21 protein-coding genes, 1 rRNA gene and 1 pseudogene (1 of these 23 cut by a window edge) are annotated in these 20,071 nt (G+C 57.1%); 11 read left to right on the forward strand and 12 right to left on the reverse strand.

What is annotated here, in order from left to right; all coding sequences use genetic code 11:
* The first annotated feature begins 10 nt into the window (after positions 1 to 10).
* Positions 11 to 970: an acetyl-CoA carboxylase carboxyl transferase subunit alpha gene (gene accA / locus JK232_RS20490; protein ID WP_072932451.1), complete on the forward strand. Its 960-nt coding sequence runs from the start codon at positions 11 to 13 to the stop codon at positions 968 to 970.
* Here the strand turns inward: accA and JK232_RS20495 are convergent.
* Positions 961 to 1,164 carry a hypothetical protein gene (locus JK232_RS20495; RefSeq protein WP_139300363.1) on the reverse strand — a complete coding sequence of 68 codons (204 nt, stop codon included), beginning with the start codon at positions 1,162 to 1,164 and terminating at the stop codon, positions 961 to 963. The genes accA and JK232_RS20495 overlap by 10 nt on opposite strands.
* A gap of 120 nt (positions 1,165 to 1,284) precedes the next feature.
* Here JK232_RS20495 and JK232_RS20500 point away from each other — a divergent pair, with 120 nt between their 5' ends.
* Positions 1,285 to 3,108 (forward strand): chitinase, encoded by a 1,824-nt coding sequence (locus JK232_RS20500; RefSeq protein ID WP_072932612.1) that lies wholly within the window; start codon positions 1,285 to 1,287, stop codon positions 3,106 to 3,108.
* 142 nt (positions 3,109 to 3,250) lie between these two features.
* On the forward strand, positions 3,251 to 5,419 hold the full coding sequence (locus tag JK232_RS20505; RefSeq protein WP_101834880.1) for a lysine decarboxylase LdcC: 2,169 nt from the start codon (positions 3,251 to 3,253) through the stop codon (positions 5,417 to 5,419).
* A gap of 1 nt (position 5,420) precedes the next feature.
* Here JK232_RS20505 and JK232_RS20510 read toward each other — a convergent pair whose 3' ends face one another.
* The 3 genes and pseudogenes from JK232_RS20510 to JK232_RS20520 form a co-directional block, all read right to left on the reverse strand.
* Positions 5,421 to 6,125, reverse strand: a complete 705-nt coding sequence (locus JK232_RS20510; protein WP_072932435.1) for a LutC/YkgG family protein — start codon at positions 6,123 to 6,125, stop codon at positions 5,421 to 5,423.
* Positions 6,121 to 7,546, reverse strand: a pseudogene (locus tag JK232_RS20515) (LutB/LldF family L-lactate oxidation iron-sulfur protein); the annotation flags it as partial. The pseudogene JK232_RS20515 and the gene JK232_RS20510, both read right to left, overlap by 5 nt.
* A 9-nt stretch (positions 7,547 to 7,555) precedes the next feature.
* Positions 7,556 to 8,275, reverse strand: a complete 720-nt coding sequence (locus JK232_RS20520) for a (Fe-S)-binding protein (protein ID WP_072932610.1) — start codon at positions 8,273 to 8,275, stop codon at positions 7,556 to 7,558.
* A gap of 302 nt (positions 8,276 to 8,577) precedes the next feature.
* Here JK232_RS20520 and JK232_RS20525 point away from each other — a divergent pair, with 302 nt between their 5' ends.
* Genes JK232_RS20525 through JK232_RS20535 form a run of 3 tightly spaced genes read left to right on the forward strand, consistent with a single transcriptional unit; the run spans position 8,578 to position 10,733 of the window.
* Positions 8,578 to 9,021 (forward strand): VOC family protein, encoded by a 444-nt coding sequence (locus tag JK232_RS20525; protein ID WP_072932430.1) that lies wholly within the window; start codon positions 8,578 to 8,580, stop codon positions 9,019 to 9,021.
* 51 nt (positions 9,022 to 9,072) lie between these two features.
* Positions 9,073 to 10,422, forward strand: coding sequence for a tRNA lysidine(34) synthetase TilS (gene tilS / locus JK232_RS20530; RefSeq protein ID WP_101828677.1), 1,350 nt, complete (start codon positions 9,073 to 9,075; stop codon positions 10,420 to 10,422).
* Positions 10,422 to 10,733 carry a c-type cytochrome gene (locus tag JK232_RS20535; RefSeq protein WP_212589638.1) on the forward strand — a complete coding sequence of 104 codons (312 nt, stop codon included), beginning with the start codon at positions 10,422 to 10,424 and terminating at the stop codon, positions 10,731 to 10,733. Before tilS ends, JK232_RS20535 begins: the two co-directional genes overlap by 1 nt.
* A 60-nt stretch (positions 10,734 to 10,793) precedes the next feature.
* Here the strand turns inward: JK232_RS20535 and rof are convergent, their stop codons facing one another.
* Both rof and JK232_RS20545 read right to left on the reverse strand, forming a co-directional pair.
* Positions 10,794 to 11,054 carry a Rho-binding antiterminator gene (gene rof, locus JK232_RS20540; RefSeq protein WP_072932423.1) on the reverse strand — a complete coding sequence of 87 codons (261 nt, stop codon included), beginning with the start codon at positions 11,052 to 11,054 and terminating at the stop codon, positions 10,794 to 10,796.
* A complete protein-coding gene (locus tag JK232_RS20545; RefSeq protein ID WP_072932421.1) occupies positions 11,041 to 11,241 on the reverse strand; it encodes a YaeP family protein in 201 nt (66 codons plus the stop codon). The genes rof and JK232_RS20545 overlap by 14 nt, the downstream gene beginning before the upstream one ends.
* Before the next feature lie 225 nt (positions 11,242 to 11,466).
* Between JK232_RS20545 and JK232_RS20550 the strand changes: the two genes are divergently transcribed.
* The 3 genes from JK232_RS20550 to nlpE are packed head-to-tail and all read left to right on the forward strand — an operon-like array spanning position 11,467 to position 13,175.
* Positions 11,467 to 12,012, forward strand: coding sequence for a YaeQ family protein (locus JK232_RS20550; protein WP_072932419.1), 546 nt, complete (start codon positions 11,467 to 11,469; stop codon positions 12,010 to 12,012).
* Complete coding sequence (arfB, locus tag JK232_RS20555) at positions 12,013 to 12,432, forward strand: alternative ribosome rescue aminoacyl-tRNA hydrolase ArfB (protein WP_212589634.1); 420 nt, start codon at positions 12,013 to 12,015, stop codon at positions 12,430 to 12,432. It begins immediately after the preceding gene.
* A 50-nt stretch (positions 12,433 to 12,482) separates the two neighbouring features.
* On the forward strand, positions 12,483 to 13,175 hold the full coding sequence (nlpE, locus tag JK232_RS20560; protein ID WP_072932415.1) for an envelope stress response activation lipoprotein NlpE: 693 nt from the start codon (positions 12,483 to 12,485) through the stop codon (positions 13,173 to 13,175).
* A 68-nt stretch (positions 13,176 to 13,243) separates the two neighbouring features.
* Here nlpE and proS read toward each other — a convergent pair whose 3' ends face one another.
* The 6 genes from proS to metN form a co-directional block, all read right to left on the reverse strand.
* Positions 13,244 to 14,962 (reverse strand): proline--tRNA ligase, encoded by a 1,719-nt coding sequence (gene proS / locus JK232_RS20565; protein WP_072932413.1) that lies wholly within the window; start codon positions 14,960 to 14,962, stop codon positions 13,244 to 13,246.
* Positions 14,963 to 15,083: 121 nt separating this feature from the next.
* Positions 15,084 to 15,791 carry a tRNA (N6-threonylcarbamoyladenosine(37)-N6)-methyltransferase TrmO gene (gene tsaA / locus JK232_RS20570; protein ID WP_072932411.1) on the reverse strand — a complete coding sequence of 236 codons (708 nt, stop codon included), beginning with the start codon at positions 15,789 to 15,791 and terminating at the stop codon, positions 15,084 to 15,086.
* Positions 15,788 to 16,195 carry an Rcs stress response system protein RcsF gene (gene rcsF, locus JK232_RS20575; RefSeq protein ID WP_072932409.1) on the reverse strand — a complete coding sequence of 136 codons (408 nt, stop codon included), beginning with the start codon at positions 16,193 to 16,195 and terminating at the stop codon, positions 15,788 to 15,790. The genes tsaA and rcsF overlap by 4 nt, the downstream gene beginning before the upstream one ends.
* A gap of 113 nt (positions 16,196 to 16,308) precedes the next feature.
* A complete protein-coding gene (locus JK232_RS20580) occupies positions 16,309 to 17,124 on the reverse strand; it encodes a MetQ/NlpA family lipoprotein (RefSeq protein WP_212589635.1) in 816 nt (271 codons plus the stop codon).
* A gap of 62 nt (positions 17,125 to 17,186) precedes the next feature.
* Entirely contained in the window at positions 17,187 to 17,840 is a 654-nt protein-coding gene (locus tag JK232_RS20585) for a methionine ABC transporter permease MetI (protein WP_072932396.1), read from the reverse strand.
* Positions 17,833 to 18,864: a methionine ABC transporter ATP-binding protein MetN gene (metN, locus tag JK232_RS20590; protein ID WP_212589636.1), complete on the reverse strand. Its 1,032-nt coding sequence runs from the start codon at positions 18,862 to 18,864 to the stop codon at positions 17,833 to 17,835. The genes JK232_RS20585 and metN overlap by 8 nt, the downstream gene beginning before the upstream one ends.
* Positions 18,865 to 19,052: 188 nt before the next feature.
* Here metN and gmhB point away from each other — a divergent pair, with 188 nt between their 5' ends.
* Together gmhB and JK232_RS20600 are read left to right on the forward strand one after the other, a co-directional pair.
* Positions 19,053 to 19,619: a D-glycero-beta-D-manno-heptose 1,7-bisphosphate 7-phosphatase gene (gmhB, locus tag JK232_RS20595; protein WP_072932392.1), complete on the forward strand. Its 567-nt coding sequence runs from the start codon at positions 19,053 to 19,055 to the stop codon at positions 19,617 to 19,619.
* Positions 19,620 to 20,021: 402 nt separating this feature from the next.
* Positions 20,022 to 20,071 (forward strand): 16S ribosomal RNA (locus tag JK232_RS20600); it runs 1,492 nt beyond the window's last position.

Genomic DNA, 20,071 nt, shown 5'->3' on the forward strand with positions numbered 1-20,071 from the left:
TAGGAATACTATGAGTCTGAATTTTCTTGATTTTGAACAGCCGATTGCGGAGCTTGAAGCGAAAATTGACTCGCTGACTGCAGTCAGTCGTCAAGACGAAAAATTAGATATTAATCTGGACGAAGAGGTTCAGCGCCTGCGTGAGAAAAGCGTGGAATTGACCCGCAAAATCTTCTCCGATCTGGGGGCCTGGCAGATTGCCCAGCTGGCGCGCCATCCGCGCCGTCCCTACACGCTGGATTATATCGAACATATTTTCACAGAGTTTGACGAGTTAGCCGGCGACCGCGCTTACGCTGACGATAAAGCCATTGTAGGCGGTATTGCCCGCCTGGATGGCCGCCCGGTGATGATTATTGGTCATCAGAAAGGCCGTGAAACCAAAGAGAAGATCCGCCGTAACTTTGGTATGCCGGCCCCGGAAGGTTACCGTAAGGCGCTGCGCCTGATGGAAATGGCCGAACGCTTCAAGCTGCCGATCATTACCTTCATCGACACCCCAGGTGCCTACCCAGGCGTGGGGGCAGAAGAGCGTGGCCAGTCAGAAGCGATTGCCCGCAACCTGCGTGAAATGTCGCGCCTGAACGTCCCGGTTATCTGTACCGTGATCGGCGAAGGTGGCTCCGGCGGCGCACTGGCGATTGGCGTAGGTGACAAGGTGAACATGCTGGAGTACAGCACCTACTCGGTTATCTCGCCGGAAGGTTGCGCCTCTATCCTGTGGAAAAGCGCCGATAAAGCCCCGCTGGCCGCCGACGCGATGGGCATCATCGCCCCGCGCCTGAAAGAGCTGAAGCTGATTGACTCCGTGATCCCGGAGCCGCTGGGCGGCGCGCACCGTGACATCCCGGCGGTGGCGGCTTCCCTGAAAGCTCAGCTGCTGGCCGACCTCAGCGACCTCGACGTGCTGAATGAAGAAGAACTGCGCAATCGTCGCTACCAGCGGCTGATGACCTACGGTTACTGCTGATACGTCAACGCAGGCAGACAGCCCGCCCTTGTAAAAGGGCGGGCTTTTTTATTACCGGCGTCAGAAAGTGAGCATGATTTTTTATCACTCATTCCGGCAATTACTCTCTTTTTATTATTTTCCCTTTCAATGTTCTTTATTTCCCTGTTTTTTAATTCATCATGTTTACCATTGAGATGAATTGAGTTTGTCACTTGATTAACCCTATTTATGCTGAAGGTGTTTCGCGTTCGCGGAATATTTACGGCGGTTAATGCGATGGTAAACATTAGCGTAGTGGCCGCTATTTATCCTTCAAGGGGTTAACTATGACGATGACATCCACACAAAATATAGCGCTGAATTCTATTGCGCTTTCACTGGGGCTGTGTGCTTTCTTGCCGCTACAGGCGGCAGAAACCAAGTCCTCTGAGCCTTATGTAGTGCAATACAGTGACTTAGTTAAAAAAGAAAAAGAAATGACGACCGATCCACTGATGCTGAAAGTAAAAGAATCGATCCGCACGCTGGATAATAGTGTCGTTGAAGCCATTGAACCGGGAAAACCGTCTAATCCAGAAAACGTAAAACGGGTTGAGAAAATATTAACCAATAAGGATTGGGAATATATTTTCCCATTGCGGGCGCCGGAATATAGCTACAGCAATTTCTTAAAAGCCCTGGGAAAATTCCCGGCGGTATGCGGTACGTATACTGACGGCCGCGATTCCGAAGCCATTTGCCGTAAAGTCCTGGCGACCATGTTCGCGCACTTTGCCCAGGAAACCGGCGGCCATGAAAGCTGGCGACCGGAAGCTGAGTGGCGGCAGGGGTTAGTCTGGCTGCGTGAAATGGGCTGGGCCGAAGGCCAGCTGGGTGGCTATAACGGCGAATGTAACCCGGATGTGTGGCAAGGCCAGACCTGGCCATGCGGTAAAGATGCCGAGGGGAACTTCCTCAGTTACTTTGGCCGCGGTGCCAAACAGCTCTCCTATAACTATAACTATGGGCCGTTCTCCGATGCGATGTACGGCACCGTCCGCACCCTGCTTGACCGCCCGGACCTGGTGGCGGACACCTGGCTGAACCTGGCCAGTGCGGTGTTCTTCTTTGTATACCCGCAACCGCCGAAACCGAGCATGTTGCATGTGATCGACGGCACCTGGGTACCGAACGATCATGATAAAGCCAACGGCCTGGTCCCCGGCTTTGGGACTTCCATTCAGATCATCAACGGCGGGGTGGAGTGCGGCGGGCCACAGGATATCGCCCAGGGGCTGAACCGTATCTCTTACTACAAAAGTGAAGCGGAATACCTGAAAGTGCCGGTGCCGGCAGATGAGGTGCTGGGCTGCGCCAACATGAAACAGTTTGATGAAGGCGGCGCAGGTGCCTTGCCGATTTACTGGGAACAGGACTGGGGGTGGAGCGCCGATACACCGGACGGCAAAACCTACGCCTGTAAACTGGTGGGATACCAGACACCGTTTACGGCATTCAAAGAGGGGGACTATGTCCGCTGCGTCGAACATAACTTCAATGTGAAAATTGAGGGTGCACCGGGCGAGGGCGGCACCGTGCCGCAACCGACACCCGCGCCACAGCCGACACCCGCTCCGCAACCGGCTCCACAGCCAACACCTGCGCCACAGCCGACGCCTGCTCCGCAGCCGACACCGGTGGTGCCGGAAAACAGTGCCCCGGTGGCCGTCATCTCCGGCCCCATCGGGACAGTGGAAAGCCAGGCAAATGTCACGCTGAATGCGGGGGAATCCCATGACGCTGACGGCGATACCCTGAGCTATCACTGGTTGCTGCCGAACGGCAGAAGCCTGACTGACAGAAACAGCCTGAGCTTTGTCGCCCCGGTGGTCACTCTGGACTCGACGTATAAGTTCACCCTGACCGTGTCAGACGGCAAAACCAGCAGCGTGGCGCGTTATGAGCTGAAAGTGTCACCGAAAAAAGCGCCAATTCCTGACACCACCACCGGTTGCGCCAACTCCTGGGAGCAAGACAAAGTCTATTACGGTGGCGAGAGCGTGGTCTGGAAAGGTAATGAGTACCGCGCCAACTATTGGACTCAAAATAATGAACCAGGGAATCCGGACTTCACCGGTGATTGGTCACAATGGAAATTGATTAAAAGCTGTAAATAAGCGGTGTGCTTGACACCAGGATGCAATGGGCGGGGTAACCCGCCCATTTTTATAGGGAAGGGTTTTCGGACGGCAGGCGTAACGCCAGCTGTTTTGCTATGTTTCAATAAAGGGCACGCCGAAAACCAATAAGGATCATTGCATGAATATCATCGCCATTCTCTCGCCGGCCACGGCTTACTATAAAGATGAGCCGATGCGTGAGCTGGATGAAGCCCTGACCCGGCGCGGATTCAAGCTGGTTTACCCGCAGAACGCGGCTGACCTGCTGAAACTGATTGAGCACAACGCGCGGATCTGCGGCGTCATTTTCGATTGGGATCAATACAGCATGGAGCTGTGTACTGAGATCAACGAGCTCAACGAATACCTGCCGCTCTACGCCTTTATCAACACCCACTCTTCGCTGGACGTCACCCTCAATGAGATGCGCATGGTGCTCTACTTCTTCGAGTATGCCCTGGATGCAGCTGAAGATATCGCCCAGCGCATCCAGCAATATACCGACGAATACCGCGATGCGATCACGCCGCCGCTGACGAAGGCGCTGTTTAACTATGTCAAAGAGGGGAAATACACCTTCTGCACCCCCGGCCATATGGGCGGCACCGCGTTCCAGAAAAGCCCGGTGGGCACGCTGTTCTACGACTTTTTTGGGGCCAATACCCTGAAAGCGGATGTCTCCATCTCCGTGACGGAGCTGGGCTCGCTGCTTGACCATACCGGGCCGCATCTGGAGGCGGAAGAGTACATTGCCCGCACGTTCAATGCGGAACAGAGCTATATGGTGACCAACGGCACCTCAACGGCGAATAAGATTGTCGGGATGTACGCCGCGCCCGCCGGCAGCACGGTATTGATTGACCGCAACTGCCATAAATCGCTGGCGCACCTGATGATGATGACCAACATCATCCCGATTTACCTGCGCCCGGTACGTAACGCCTATGGCATTCTGGGCGGCATTCCGCGCCGGGAGTTCAGCCGTGAAAGTATTGCGCAGAAAGTGGCGAACACCCCCAATGCCGGCTGGCCGGTACATGCGGTGATCACCAACTCAACCTATGACGGCCTGCTCTATAACACCGACTACATCAAGCAGGAGCTGGATGTGCCGTCGATCCACTTTGACTCGGCCTGGGTGCCTTACACCAATTTCCACCCGATCTATGCCGGCAAAAGCGGCATGAGCGGCGAGCGCATCCCCGGCAAGGTCATCTATGAAACCCAGTCAACGCATAAGCTGCTGGCCGCCTTTTCGCAGGCGTCGATGATTCATATCAAAGGCGAATACCGGGAGGAGACGTTCAACGAAGCCTACATGATGCACACCACCACGTCGCCGAACTACAGCATTGTGGCCTCGATGGAAACGGCCGCGGCGATGTTGCGCGGTAACCCGGGGCGGCGGCTGATTAACCGCTCGGTTGAGCGCGCACTCCATTTCCGCCATGAGATCCAGCGGTTGCGTCAGGAGTCCGACAGCTGGTTCTTTGACGTCTGGCAGCCGGAGAACATCAGCGAGGCTGAATGCTGGCCGCTGAACCCGGACGATAACTGGCACGGTTTCGGGGCCACCGACCCGGAGCATATGTACCTTGACCCGATCAAAGTCACCATTCTGACGCCGGGCATGGACGAGCAGGGCAACCTGGAAGCCTCCGGCATTCCGGCGGCGCTGGTGGCCAAGTTCCTGGACGAGCGCGGGGTGGTGGTAGAGAAAACCGGCCCCTATAACCTGCTGTTCCTGTTCAGTATCGGCATCGATAAAACCAAGGCGCTCAGCCTGCTACGCGGGCTGACAGAGTTCAAGCGCGCCTTTGACCTTAACCTGCGGGTACGCAATATGCTGCCGGATCTCTATGCGGAAGACCCGGATTTCTACCACAACATGCGCATTCAGGATCTGGCCAAAGGCATCCATAACCTGATCGTCAAACATGATCTGCCACAGCTGATGCTGAAAGCGTTTGATGTGCTGCCGGAGATGAAAATGACGCCGTATGAGATGTTCCAGCAGCAGGTGAAGGGCAATGTGGAAGTGTGCGAACTGAGCGAGATGGTGGGCAAAGTCTCAGCCAGCATGATCCTGCCATACCCGCCGGGCGTGCCGGTGGTCATGCCCGGTGAGATGATCACTGGGGAGAGCCGCGCCGTGCTGGATTTCCTGCTGATGCTCTGTTCTATCGGGCAGCACTATCCGGGCTTTGAAACGGACATCCACGGCGCGAAACTTACCGAGGATGGCCGTTACCTGGTCAACGTGCTGAAAACCGGCGACAGCGAAGAGAACAAGCTGCGTACCGCGTGACTCAGCAATCCTCAATGATCACATAGGCGGCGTGCACCGGCCCGTGCACGCCCACCACTTTGATCAGCTCAATATCGGCAGTGGAGCTCGGCCCGGCAATCAGGTTAATGCAGCTCGGCATCCGTTCGCCGCGTTGCGCCCGCTGGTGCAGTTGCTGCGCCAGTTGGGCCACCCGCGGCAGAATGGTGCTTTTGCGCAGCACAAAAATGGAGGCGGTGGGCAACAGACTCACGGCGCGGCCGCGATCCGGTGCGGAGAACAAGACCACGCTGCCGGACTCGGTCAGCCCCGCTTCGGCATACACCACCCCGACCTGGGCCTGTTCGGCGCGCGTCAGATTTTCAGCCCCGGCATCCGGTTGCCAGACGGTTGCGCCGAGTTGCTGTTGCAGCGCCTGCGTCACGCCCAATGCCTGTAAACGAAGGTCACCGCTGACGATCACCGGCGACCGGCCATACTCCTCACACAGTGCCAACACCGCAGGGATCAGCTGATCCTCACTGACGCGGCAACAATTGACTTTCAGCACGTCACGGGCGTAATCGGAAAAGGCGGTGCAGCGCTCTTCCTGCGTCAGTTCCGTCAGGCGTGAGGCGGCGAAATCGCTGACCGGCGGCGGTGGGGCAGGCGGCTCACGGCGCAGCGGGCGCCCCAGTTGGCGGGCGATCTCCTCCAGGAAGTCGTGACGGTTCTGTGGGGTCAGCATTACTCTTCTCCTGTGGCCTGATGGCGTTTAAACCAGCTGCGGAAACTCTCGCCGTCGGCATCCGGCAGGTCACGCGCCTGGGTCCATTCGCCGATCGCCGCCGGGCTGAATGGGGCTTTGCCGTCTTTAATCAGCCAGCCGGCCGCTTTGGCACCGATCTTCATGCCAACTTTCCACACGCCGGGGCGGGCGTTGGCATAGTTGAACAGCCGGGTAATACGCTGTTCGGCTTTCGGCGTCATGCCCTGTTCGGCCATGTGCTGCCGGTGTTTCAGGTGCAATTGTGCCAGCGGGATTTTTACCGGGCAGACCTGATTACAGGCCGAGCAGAGTGAACAGGCGTAGGGCAGATCCTTGAAATCCTCATATCCCCCCAGCAGCGGTGACAGCACCGAACCGATGGGGCCGGGATAGATCGAGCCGTAACTGTGGCCGCCGATGTGGCGGTAAGCCGGGCAGGTGTTCATACAGGCGCCGCAACGGATGCAGCGCAGAATATCGCGGAACTCGGAGCCCAGCACCTGCGAGCGGCCGTTGTCCACAATCACCAGATGGAACTCCTCCGGCCCGTCGAGGTGCCCCGCTTCGCGCGGGCCGGTCAGCCAGGTATTGTAACTGGTGAGGCGTGACCCCACGGCGCTGCGGCAGAGCAGGGTGATCAGCACATCGACCTCTTCAAAGGTCGGCGCGATGCGCTCCATGCCCATCACGGCGATATGCGTCTTCGGCAGCGTGGTGCTGAGGCGTGCATTGCCTTCATTGGTGACCAGGCAAATTGAGCCGGTTTCCGCCACCGCAAAGTTACAGCCGGTGATGCCGATGTCCGCCGTCAGGAAATGCTCACGGATTTTTTCGCGGATAAACAGCGTCATCGCCTCAGGCGTTTCCGGGCCTTCATAGCCCAGCTTGTTGTGGAGCACATCGCGGATCTGGAAGCGATCTTTGTGGATCGCCGGCACCACGATGTGCGACGGCGGATCCTCATCAAGCTGTAAAATATATTCACCGAGGTCCGTTTCAATCACCTCAATGCCCTGTTGCTGCAACACGGCATTCATCCCGATCTCTTCCGTGACCATCGACTTGGACTTCACCACTTTTTTGGCCTGCTTACGGGCCGCCACCTCACTGATATAAGCGGTAGCCTCCTCTTTGGTGCGGGCAAAATAGACATGGCCGCCGTTTTCCGTGACTTTTTCTGACAGCTGGTAGAGATAGGCATCCAGGTTTTCCAGCACATGGTTGCGGATCTGTTCTGCGCGGTCGCGCCACGCTTCCCAGTTTCCCAGCTCCTCGACCATGATCTGCCGGTTGGTGCCGATACGCTCCTGCGCCATCGCCACCGCATTGCGCATTACGCTGTCCTGCATCTGAATTTTGATGCGCGGTTTAAAGGCCACCGCACTGGTTTTCATCGACATAGCGGCTCCTCAGCGGCTCATCAGGACTTCAGCAATATGCAGCACTTTCACCGGCTGCCGTTCACGGTGCAGGCGGCCGCCGATGTTGATCAGGCAACTGGCGTCCGCGCCAATCAGGTAATCGGGCCGGACGTCCATCATATGCACCACTTTCTCTTTCACCATTTCGCCGGAGATTTCCGCCATTTTCACCGAGAAGGTGCCGCCAAAACCGCAACAGGTTTCCTGGTTGCGGATCGGCAGCAGTTCCAGCCCCGCGACGTGGCGCAGCAGCGTCAGCGGCTCCTCTTTCACCCCCAGTTTGCGGAACAGGCTGCACGATGGGTGGTAAACCGCCCGGCCGGGCAGCCGCGCACCGACATCGCTCAGCCCCAGGGTATTCACAATAAAGGAGGTCAGATCCTGCATCCGGTCGCCGACCGCCTGCGCACGCCGCGCCCAGTCCGGCTCATCGGCCAGGTAACCGGCATAACTTTTGATCGCATAGGTACAGGAACCGGCCGGGGAGATGATCGGGTAGTCGTTCTCCTCAAAGGCGGTAATCAGGGATTTCATCGCCGGTTTGGCGTCTTTGACATAGCCGCCGTTGATGGCCGGCTGGCCGCAGCACGCCTGGCGTTCCGGGAAAAGCACCTCGCATCCCAGCTTTTCCAGCAGCAACACACTTTTTTTGGCCATGTTGGCTTTGATCGCGTCGCCAATACAGGTTACATAAAAGTTAACTTTCATCGACATGCTCCCGCATTGCAGTAGGCAGAAAAAATCTGCGCCTTTTGTCCTGTTTCCATAGTAAAAGGCATATACAGCAAGGCGTGAACACTTTATGTCCGGGCAGGCAGAAGTGGCGGTGCGCTCAACCTTTTTACTGTGGGTAGCGTGAAATTAAACAAATATTTAACATTTGCATTGTCTGTTTCTGTCCGTCGGCGGGAATTTCGGGCTTTCTCAGAGTAACCGCATTGACGCTCCCCGGCGTGGTCGCTAACGTGCGGGGTCATGCGAAATAGAACGAGAATCATAAGGAGTGAGGAATGCTTAAATTACGCCAGGTGCACCATATCGCCATCATCAGCAGCAATTATCAGGTGAGTAAACAGTTCTATTGTGATGTGCTGGGTTTCCACCTGCTGGGGGAGTTTTACCGTGAAGAGCGCGACTCCTGGAAAGGCGATCTGGCCCTGAACGGTGTCTATACCATTGAGCTGTTCTCCTTCCCTCAGCCACCGGCGCGCCCCAGCCGCCCGGAGTCATGCGGCTTGCGCCACCTGGCGTTCAGTGTGGAAAACATCGCCGAGGCAGTGGATTCGCTGGCGCAGTCCGGCGTGACCTGTGAGCCGGTGCGCATCGATCCCCTGACCGGCCAGCGCTTCACCTTCTTCAGTGACCCGGACGGCTTGCCGCTGGAACTGTATGAGGTGCGCCCGGCCGCCAATGAAGACGAAGCGACCATTGAGCGCTTGCCTGCCGGCGCCTGAGTGGGTAACGTGCGCCTCATGAACGAGTGAGGCGCAGGAAAACCCACTGCTATGAATGATGAAACACTGTTATCCCACCTGAATACCCAACTTGGCGACAGCCGCGCCTGCTGTGTCGCCTTCAGCGGCGGGCTGGACTCCACCGTCCTGCTGCACCTGCTGGTGACGCTGCGCCTTGGCGGGCGTGACCTGTCACTGCGGGCGGTGCATATCCATCACGGCCTGAGCCGCTTTGCTGACGACTGGGCTGCGCACTGTGAGGCGCTGTGCGCACAATGGCAGATCCCGCTGACCCTCCTTCGTGTTACGCCCGATCCCCGGCAGGGCGGGGTGGAAGCCGCGGCGCGTGACGCCCGCTATCAGGCGCTGGCTTCCACGTTGCAGGCGGGTGAAACGCTGCTGACCGCCCAGCATCTTGATGACCAATGTGAAACCTTTCTGCTGGCGCTGAAGCGCGGCAGCGGCCCGGCCGGGCTGTCTGCCATGAAAAGTGCCACGGCGTTCCACGGCCACCAGCTGGTGCGCCCGCTGCTGGATGTGTCCCGCCAGGAGCTGGAAGGGTATGCCGATGAGCAGGGTCTGAGCTGGATTGATGACGACAGCAACCAGGATGACCGCTTTGACCGCAATTTCCTGCGGCGGCAGGTGCTGCCGGTGTTGCACCAGCGCTGGCCGCATTTCGCCGCGGCCACCAGCCGCAGTGCCGCCCTGTGCGGCGAGCAGGAAGCCCTGCTGGATGAACTGCTGGAGGAGACGCTGACGTCGCTGCTGGACGCACAGGGATCCCTGGCGATTGAGGCGCTGCGGACGATGTCAGAGGCGAAACGCGCCGCGCTGTTGCGCCGCTGGATGGCGCGCCACGGTATGCCGATGCCGGCCCGTGAGCAGCTTCAGCGGTTGTGGCGTGAAGTCGCGGAGAGCCGTGCCGATGCAGAGCCACAACTGCAACTGGGCGGTGGGTCGGTGCGGCGTTTCCGTCAGCGGCTCTACCTGCTGCCGGTGATGCAGGAGATCGACCATGAGGTGCTGGCCTGGGAACCCCCGTGTGCGCTGACGTTGCCGGATGGCGTGGGCAGCCTGCATGTCACAGAGCAGTTTACCGCCGGGAAAGCGCAGTGGATCCGCCGGGCGCGGCCGGATGAAACCGTCACCGTACGCTTTTATGCGGAGGGCGCATTTTATATTGTCGGCCGCCCGCACTCCCGGCAGATTAAAAAACTCTGGCAGGAGCTGGCCATTCCCCCCTGGGAGCGCAACCGGACGCCGTTAATCTTCTATGGCGAGCAGCTGATTGCCGCGCCCGGCGTCTTTGTGACGCGCGAAGGCGCAGCGGGCGCCGGTCAACCCGGCTGGCGTGTGACCTGGCAGAAGCCGGGCAATGGCATGAGTAAGGAACAATGATGAAGTGGGCAGTGACAATCATGCTGGCGTGCGGGCTGAGCGGGCCGGTGCTGGCGGCAGGCAACAGTGCGGCAGGGAAAGAAAAGGCGGTGGCCTGTATGGCGTGCCACGGGCAGGACGGCAAGGCCTCCGCGGCGATTTACCCGAATCTGGCCGGGCAGCAGCAGGACTATCTTGAAGCCGCGTTGCACGCCTATAAAAGCGGCGATCGCAGTGCCGGGCAGGCGGCGATCATGAGCGGTTACGCGGCCGATCTGTCAGATCAGGATATCAGCGATCTGGCGGCTTATTATGCAGCGCAAAAACCCTGAATCCGGATCGCGGGCATAAAAAAGGGCAGCCACAGGCTGCCCTTGTTACCCCGGATGTTGTCAGTCGATGCTGACCTCAACGGTGCCCAGTTCCGGGTGGCTGAAGCTGGCAATGTAATCCAGCCGCACGTCCCGCGTGCTGCCGGCCTCTTCGATCACCAGATACTCCACGCGCTTGCGTGAAATCAGATCGCTTGCCTTGCCTTCCACAATCTCTCCGCTTCGCATCTTCAGCGTCAATACATAATGCTTCTGACAGGCGAGCTCAAGATTATCGTAGTCATCACAATTGATGGGTTGATACTCATCATTCATCGACATAATCGCTCACCAATAAGTTAGCGGCGGCAAAAGCCGCCTGGTCCCTAACGGAGGACGGAAGTGCCGGGTTCGCGGCGACTTCGTCCAATGTTTGCAACACACAGCCCAGCGCATCGGGCACATAGCCAAGATCACCGCTGCCGATCTCAGCATAAAACCGGCGTACTAACTCGCAATATTGTCGCACAATATCCTCCCCAGAGCGCTTATCCCGATAGGATACACGCCTGGCGTGCCGATTGTCCTATGAAGATAAACGTTCATTATCTAACGACTATAGCACAGGCACCGCAGAGAGTTCAGCGCTCCGGCCCGGCTTTCATCGGGTATCAGGCATTTAGCGCGGCCGGGCATCACTGGCCGATGCCCCTCGCTTTCAAGTACACTGTGGACCTTAACGTGAGAGGTGAACATGGCGCTCAAAGCCACAATTTATAAAGCGGCGATAAACATTGCCGACATGGACCGCAATTTTTTCTATGACGCCAACCTGACCGTTGCCCAGCATCCTTCCGAAACGGAACAGCGCATGATGCTGCGCCTGCTGGCCTGGATTTGCCACGCGGACGAACGGCTGCACTTTACCCGCGGCCTGAGTGCAGAAGGGGAGCCGGAACTCTGGCAACGCAATGACCATAACGGCCTGGAACTGTGGGTGGAGCTGGGCCTGCCGGATGAAAAACGGCTGAAAAAAGCCTGCAACCAGTCCCCACGCGTGGTGCTTTACGCCTATGGCGAACGTGCCGCCAACGTCTGGTGGGCCCAAATGGCACCGAAAGCGCAGGCGTTACGCAATCTCAGCGTCCGTTTCCTGGATGATGCACAGATGGCCAGGCTCGCAGGATTAGCTAACCGGAACATGGATTTACAGGCTACGCTTCAGGAAGGCACCCTATGGTTGTCTGATGCGCAGACCAACCTGGAGATTCATTTCACCGAATGGCAACAGGCGAGCTAAGTGGCGTTATTCATTTCAAACAGCGTGACCCTGCCCGACCACGAGATAGAACTGACGGCGATCCGTGCGCAGGGTGCGGGCGGGCAGAATGTGAACAAAACCTCCACCGCGATTCACCTGCGTTTTGATATCCGCGCCTCCAGCCTGCCGCCGTTTTACCAGGAACGGCTGCTGGCGATGCCCCACCATCTGATTACGGCGGAAGGGGTGGTGATTATCAAAGCGCAGGAGTACCGCAGCCAGGAGATGAACCGTGAGGCCGCGTTAAGCCGGCTGGCGGCCCTGATCCAGCAGGCAGTCGTCGTCGAAAAGGTACGCCGTCCCACCCGGCCGACCAAAGCCTCCAAAGTGCGGCGGCTGGAAGGCAAAAGCCGTAAAGCGTCCACCAAAGCCCTGCGCGGAAAGGTCCGCCAGGCCTGAAGCGGGCACGTTAACCTCAACCAGGAAGATGCACACAGCAGGAGAGCATTGTGAAAAAAATAACCCTGGCGCTGCTGTTTTCATTGGGGGCGCTTTCCCTGTTTGGCTGCCACCGTGCGTTCCACGCGCAGGAGCAGGCGTTGCAGCCGATGGCGCAGAGCTATCGCGGCCTGTTGCCGTGTGCAGATTGCAGTGGGATTGACACCTCCCTGTTTCTGGCGGAAGACGGTACCTATGTGTTGCAGGAGCGCTACACCGGTGAGGAGAGCCGTGACACAGAGAAACGGGTTTTCGCGGCGTATGGCCGCTGGGCGCGTACCGCTGACAAACTGGTACTGACCTCGCGCGACGGCGAAAAGCGCTATTTCCGCGCGCATGAGAAGAGTTTGGAAATGCTCGACCGTAACGGCACGCCGATCTCATCAGCGTTCAATTACACCTTACAGCCGGTCACGGCACCGCTGCCTGCTACGCCGATGACCATGAGCGGTATGTTCCGGCAGCAGGCGGGCAAAGCGATATTCCATGACTGCACGACGGACAAAAGCTATCCGGTAGAACACCAGACGGATCTGGAACGTGCATTCCGTAAGTTACGCGGCGACGATCAGGAGGCAGAGCCGGTATTCCTGACGCTGGAGGGGCATTACGTCCTGCAACCCGCTGTATCAGGCGGCGAGCCGCAACGCGCGCTGGTGCCGGACAGCTCACCGCAGTTCCGCCCCGGTAAGCGCTGTGACTGACAGCCGCTGAAAAAAACGCATAAAAAAACGCCCGGTAAGGGCGTTTTTTATCAGGGCATCAGCCTGGCTCAGCGCGGGATCTGGCTCAGCAGGAAATCAGCCATCTCGGCGGTTTTGAGCATCTGCTTCTCACCGGAGCGGCGGTTTTTATACTCCACCTCTTCGGCATCCAGGTTACGATCGCCAATGACGATAGTATGCGGCACACCAATCAGCTCCATATCCGCGAACATCACGCCCGGACGCTCTTTGCGATCGTCCAGGATGACATCCACGCCCTGTGAACGCAGGGTGGTATACAGCGCTTCTGCCACTTCTTTCACCCGGAAAGATTTGTGCATGTTCATCGGCAGGATGGCAACCTGGAACGGCGCGATAGCGTCCGGCCAGATGATGCCGCGCTCGTCATGGTTCTGCTCAATGGCAGCTGCCACCACGCGTGTGACCCCGATACCGTAGCAGCCCATGGTCATGGTCTGGTTACGGCCATCTTCGCCCTGTACGGTGGCGTTCATGGCTTCAGAGTACTTGGTGCCGAGCTGGAAGATGTGACCCACTTCGATACCGCGTTTGATCAGCAGCGTACCCTGGCCGTCCGGGCTGATATCACCCTCTTTGACGTTACGGATGTCAGCGACCTGCGGCAGCGCGACGTCACGCTCCCAGTTAATGCCGAACAGGTGCTTGCCGTCACGGTTGGCACCGGCGCTGAAGTCGCTCATCACGGCGACGGCACGGTCAGCCACCACCGGCACCGGCAGGTTAACCGGCCCCAGTGAACCTGGGCCTGCGCCCACCAGCTCGCGGATTTCCGCTTCGGTGGCGAAAGTCAGCGGAACGGCCACTAACGGCACTTTCTCTGCTTTAATTTCGTTCAGCTCATGGTCACCGCGTACCAGCAATGCCACCAGTTTATGGCCGCTCTCTTCACGGGCATGCACCAGCAGGGTTTTCACGGTTTTCTCAATCGGCTGGTTAAATTGCTCTACCAGTTCCGCGATGGTTTTGGCATCCGGCGTGTCAATTTCACGCATCTCTTCAGCAGGCGCGTCGCGCTCCGCTTTAGGGGCCACGGCTTCTGCCAGCTCAATGTTGGCGGCATAGTCGGAGCCGGTCGCGAAGACGATATCGTCTTCACCGCTGGAGGCCAGCACCTGGAACTCATGCGAGGCGCTGCCGCCGATGGAGCCGGTGTCTGCCTGAACGGCACGGAAGTCGAGGCCCATGCGGGTAAAGATTTTGCTGTACGCGGCGTACATCGCCTCGTAGGTTTCCTGCAAGGATTCCTGCGTGGTGTGGAAGGAGTACGCATCTTTCATCAGGAATTCACGTGAGCGCATCACGCCAAAACGCGGGCGGACTTCATCACGGAATTTGGTCTGGATCTGGAAGAAATTCAGCGGCAGTTGTTTATAAGAGCTGATTTCGTTACGGATCAGATCGGTAATCACTTCTTCATGCGTCGGGCCGAGCACGAACGGGCGATCGCCACGGTCAACCAGGCGCAGCAATTCCGGGCCGTACTGCTCCCAGCGGCCGCTCTCCTGCCACAAGTCCGCAGGCTGTACCACCGGCATCGACACTTCGATTGCGTTGGCGTTGTTCATCTCTTCGCGCACGATGTTTTCGACTTTTTTCAGAACGCGCAGGCCCGTCGGCAGCCAGGTGTATAACCCGGAGGCCAGCTTGCGAATCATCCCGGCGCGCAGCATCAGCTGGTGGCTGATGACCTCTGCGTCGGCTGGGGTCTCCTTCAGGGTGGAGAGCAGGTATTGACTAGTACGCATGATGTAGTGGTTCCAATTAGAACAGCAAATTGCATCAGGCTGCCGGGAGGGCGGCCAAAATATGAAAAGTCACTTAGTTTACCAGTGCCGCGGGCTTGCGCAAAAGAGAGCGGTAAGAAAATTACACCCTGTCGAGGCTGAGGACTTCCGTCTCATTTTGCTGCACCCGCCAGCGGACATTAAACGCCAGCAGGTGTACCGCATAATCACGATCTTCGTCATCCCCTTTACGGTAGGCCGGGCGTGGGTCCTGGGCCAGTACCTGCGTAATAAAACGACGTAACTGGGGATACGCGCGGTATTCGGCCTGCAACTGCTGCTCGGCATAAGCACAGAAGCGAACCGGCATATCCGCCGCCGGTGCGGATTGGGCAAAACCGGCGCGTGCCTCAGGGTGGCTTTCAGCGAACGGCAGATAGGGTTTGATGTCCACGACCGGTGTTCCGTCAACCAAATCCAGGCTGCCGAGTTGCAAGATGAGCGCATTACCCTGCTGCCGGATGCCTTTCAGCTCAATCAGCGACATGCCCAGCGGGTTGGGGCGGAAGGTGGAGCGGGTGGCAAAGACACCCATACGGGCATTGCCGCCCAGACGCGGCGGACGCACCGTCGGCCGCCAGCCGCCTTCCATTGTCTGGTGAAAGATAAACATCACCCAGAGATGGCTGAACGCCTCCAGCCCACGCACCGCTTCCGGCTGATTATAAGGGGGCAACAGGTGCAACTCACCGCCGCCATCCTCAACCAGCCCCGGCTGACGGGGAACGGCAAATTTCTCTTTATACGGCGAGCGGATCACCCCGATCTGCTGAAAGCTGAAATGGGTCATTTAAAGGTGACGTCCAGCGCGGTGCCCTGGCAAACAGCCTGCTGATAACAGCCTGCGGTGCCGCTGACGATCTCACACTTATGCACCAGCACCGCGTTAGCCTTCATTGTAGAGGCGCGGATCTGCATTTTTTTACGGGCGGTGGCGATGTTGGGCGGGGCGGATTGCGCCGTCGCCTGGCAGGATTCGCCGGAGACGGCACCCAGATCGCGGAACGGTTGGGCGACCAGATCTTCGGCACTGTTATACAGTTTTACCGGTGCAGCATGCGGAACAGCGGGTTTGGGGCGGGCCGGTTTAGGTGAAGAGAAAATCGGTTTGTTAGCGGAAGCCGGCGGGGGCGTCGGCGTAGTGGTGCATCCTGCAAGCAGCAGCGCCAGCAAACAGAGAGGTAAAGCGCGCATGGGAGTTCCTCTGCTATAAAAAAGTGGCGTTATTGAAACAATCTATCGCGCAAATAACAAGACGGGCCGCAGCCCGTCTCAGAGATATCCTGTAAAAATCGGCAACAGGGGAGTTACCAGCCTTTTACTGCACCGCCGTTGAAGATTTTATTCGCCGCTTCGTCGACTTCAGCCGACTGGTACGCCTGAACGAATTTCTTCACGTTTTCTGCGTCTTTATTGTCTTCGCGGGAAACGAGCATGTTGACGTAAGGCGAGTCTTTGTCTTCGACAAAGATACCGTCTTTCGCCGGCGTCAGGCCGATCTGGCTGGCGTACGTGGTATTGATGATCGCCAGCGCAATCTGCTGGTCATCCAGGGAACGCGGCAGCTGCGGGGCTTCCAGTTCAACCAGTTTCAGCTGTTTCGGGTTCTCTACCACGTCCAGTACGGTCGGCAGCAGGCCCACACCCTCTTTCAGTTTGATCAGACCCTGTTTCTGCAGCAGCAGCAGGGAGCGGCCCAGGTTGGTCGGGTCGTTCGGCAGGGCGATCTGGGAGCCGTTTTGCAGCTCAGCCAGGGATTTGATTTTTTTGGAGTAACCGGCAATCGGGTACACAAAGGTATTGCCGACCGGCACCAGTTTGTAGCCGCGATCTTTGATTTGTTGATCCAGATACAGTTTGTGCTGGAAGGCGTTCACATCGATGTCGCCTTTGCTCAGGGCTTCGTTCGGCAGCACATAATCATTGAACGTGACCAGCTCGACATCCAGGCCATATTTCTCTTTCGCTACTTTTTGTGCCGCTTCTGCCACCTGCTGTTCAGCACCGACAATTACCCCGACTTTAATATGGTTTGGATCTTTCTCTTCCTGACCACACCCAGCCAGCGCCAGCGACCCTAAAAGTGCACCCACGACCGCGAGAGATTTAAATTTAAAAGCCATATCCTTTTCCTCTATAGACGGATATTAATTATACGCCCCGCAGGGCGCTATTATGACGACCGTTATTTATGTGTGACGGCTTTAACAATGCGGTCACCGCAAAGCTGAATCAGGTAAACCAGCAGCACCAGTAAGATTAATACCGTGTTCATCACCGTAGCATCATAGCCGATATAACCATACTGATAACCAATCTGCCCCAGGCCCCCGGCACCGACTGCGCCGCCCATTGCAGAGTAGCCTACCAGCGTGATGAGCGTAATGGTGGCGGCATTCACCAGGCCCGGCAGGGCCTCCGGCAACAAAATCTTCTTGATGATTTGCATTGGGGTGGCGCCCATCGCGCGTGCCGCTTCAATCAGGCCGGTCGGGATTTCCAACAGGGCGTTTTCCACCATCCGTGCAATAAAGGGTGCGGCCCCCACGGTCAGCGGCACAATTGCCGCCTGCAAGCCGATCGAGGTGCCGACAATAATGCGCGTGAAGGGAATCATCCAGACCAGCAGGATGATAAAAGGAATCGATCGGAAAATATTGACCAGGGCTGACAGCACCCGATAAAGGCTCGGGTTGTCGCTGATTTGGCCGGGGCGGGTAATATAGAGCAGCACGCCCACCGGCAGACCCAGCACAAAACCAAAGAAACCGGAGACGAAGGTCATCATCAGGGTTTCCCAGACGCCGCGGCCTAATAACCACATCATTGCCTCAGACATAACCAAGAACCTCAACTTTCACATGATGTTCCTTCAGGAACTGAATCGCCGCCAGGGTGGAAGATTCATCGCCATGCAGTTCAGTCAGCATAATGCCGAACTTGACGCCACCGGCATAATCCATCTGGGCACTGATAATATTGTTATTGATGTTGAAACGGCGTACCGCTTCCGACAGCAATGGCGCATCCACCGACTGACCGGTGAACTCCAGCCGCAATAACGGCACGCGGCCGGCAGCCGGCTCCGGGATCATGCGCTCGGCATAATCATCCGGGATATCCAGGTGCAGGGTAGACTGAATAAAGGCCTGGGCCAGCGGCGTTTTTGGATGAGAGAACATTTCGCTGACTTTATCCTGCTCAATCAGCTTGCCGCCGCTGATCACGGCGACCTGATCACAGATGCGTTTCACGACGTCCATTTCATGGGTAATCAGCAAAATCGTCAGGCCGAGACGGCGGTTGATGTCTTTCAATAATTCCAGAATGGCGCGGGTGGTGGCCGGGTCCAGTGCGCTGGTGGCTTCGTCACACAGCAGGACTTTAGGGTTACTGGCCAGCGCCCTGGCGATCGCCACGCGCTGTTTCTGGCCGCCGGAAAGGTTTGCCGGGTAAGCGTCATGCTTGTCAGCCAGCCCGACCAGATCCAGCAATTCAGCGACGCGGCGTTTAATTTCCGCCGCGGGTTGGTTGTCCAGCTCCAGCGGCAGGGCGACATTACCGGCGACAGTGCGGGATGAGAGCAGGTTAAAGTGCTGGAAGATCATGCCAATCTGACGGCGGGCGCGCACCAGCTGACTTTCGGAAAGCGTGGTGAGATCCGTACCGTCTACCAGAACCTGCCCATGGGTTGGGCGCTCCAGCAGGTTAACGCAGCGGATAAGGGTGCTTTTACCGGCACCAGAGGCACCGATGACACCATAGATCTGTCCGGCAGGGACGTGAAGTGTCACATCATCGAGCGCATTAATGGTACGCGACCCCTGCTGAAACACTTTAGTAATGTTGGAAAGTTTAATCATGTTCTTCTTATTTTATCGCGGTTGCCTGTGGCTTGATAAAAGTGGCTCCGGCATAGGATGTCAGAGCGTGGGCGGATGTTAAGGTGTCTAGACGTCTAAGTCAACGCAGATTGCAGCGTCCCGGTACTCTCTCACCCGATAAAAACATGCGATACTGGCCGGGTTTTCCAGCCATCAGGAGCAAAAACGTGGCACAACAAGTTCCAGCTATTTTCCTCGACCGTGACGGTACATTAAATGTTGATCATGGATACGTTCACGAGATCGATAACTTTCAATTTATAGAGGGCGTAATTGAAGCCTGTCAGGCCCTCAAAAAGATGGGGTTTGCACTGGTGGTCGTGACCAACCAGTCAGGTATTGCCCGTGGGATATTCACAGAAGATCAGTTCATGCAGCTGACCGAATGGATGGATTGGTCACTGGCAGACCGCGAGGTGGATCTGGACGGCATCTATTTCTGCCCGCACCACCCTGAAGGCAGCGTCGAGGCGTACCGCCAGGCGTGTGATTGCCGTAAGCCACAGCCAGGTATGCTGTTATCTGCACAGCAAGAGCTTAATATCGATATGGCCGCTTCTTATATGGTAGGGGACAAACCAGAAGATATGTTGGCCGGGCTGGCGGCAGGGGTAGGGACCAAAGTTCTGGTCAGAAGCGGCAAGCCGGTGACGGCTGAGGGTGAAAAACAGGCAGACTGGGTGTTAAATAGCCTGGCTGATCTGCCGGAAGCGATTAAAAAGCGTAAAAGCTAAACATGTTGCTTGAAAAGAGAGCATGTAGAATAAAAGTGAAGATATTTGCTTGCCATCCTGAGCCAGCTCCCTATAATGCGCCTCCATCGACACGGCGCAAGTGATTCACTTCACAAGCGGCCGGGAAGAGAGAAAACAAGAGAAAAAACTTCTGAAAAAGAGGTTGACTCTGAAAGAGGAAAGCGTAATATACGCCACCTCGAGTTAGCAAGCGAAAGCGCGTAACTCACTGCTCTTTAACAATTTATCAGACAATCTGTGTGGGCACTCACAAGACAATATCAAGCATCTTCGGATGCACAAANTCGGATGCACAAAATATTAAGTCTTGAAGAGTGACTAACTAAAGTAATTTAGACAGTAACCTTTGAGCATCGCTATTAACTTAGCAAATCAAGCTTTTAATTGAAGAGTTTGATCATGGCTCAGATTGAACGCTGGCGGCAGGCCTA

This window comes from Nissabacter archeti (assembly GCF_018257325.1).
GTDB classification, from domain to species: Bacteria; Pseudomonadota; Gammaproteobacteria; order Enterobacterales; family Enterobacteriaceae; genus Chimaeribacter; species Chimaeribacter arupi.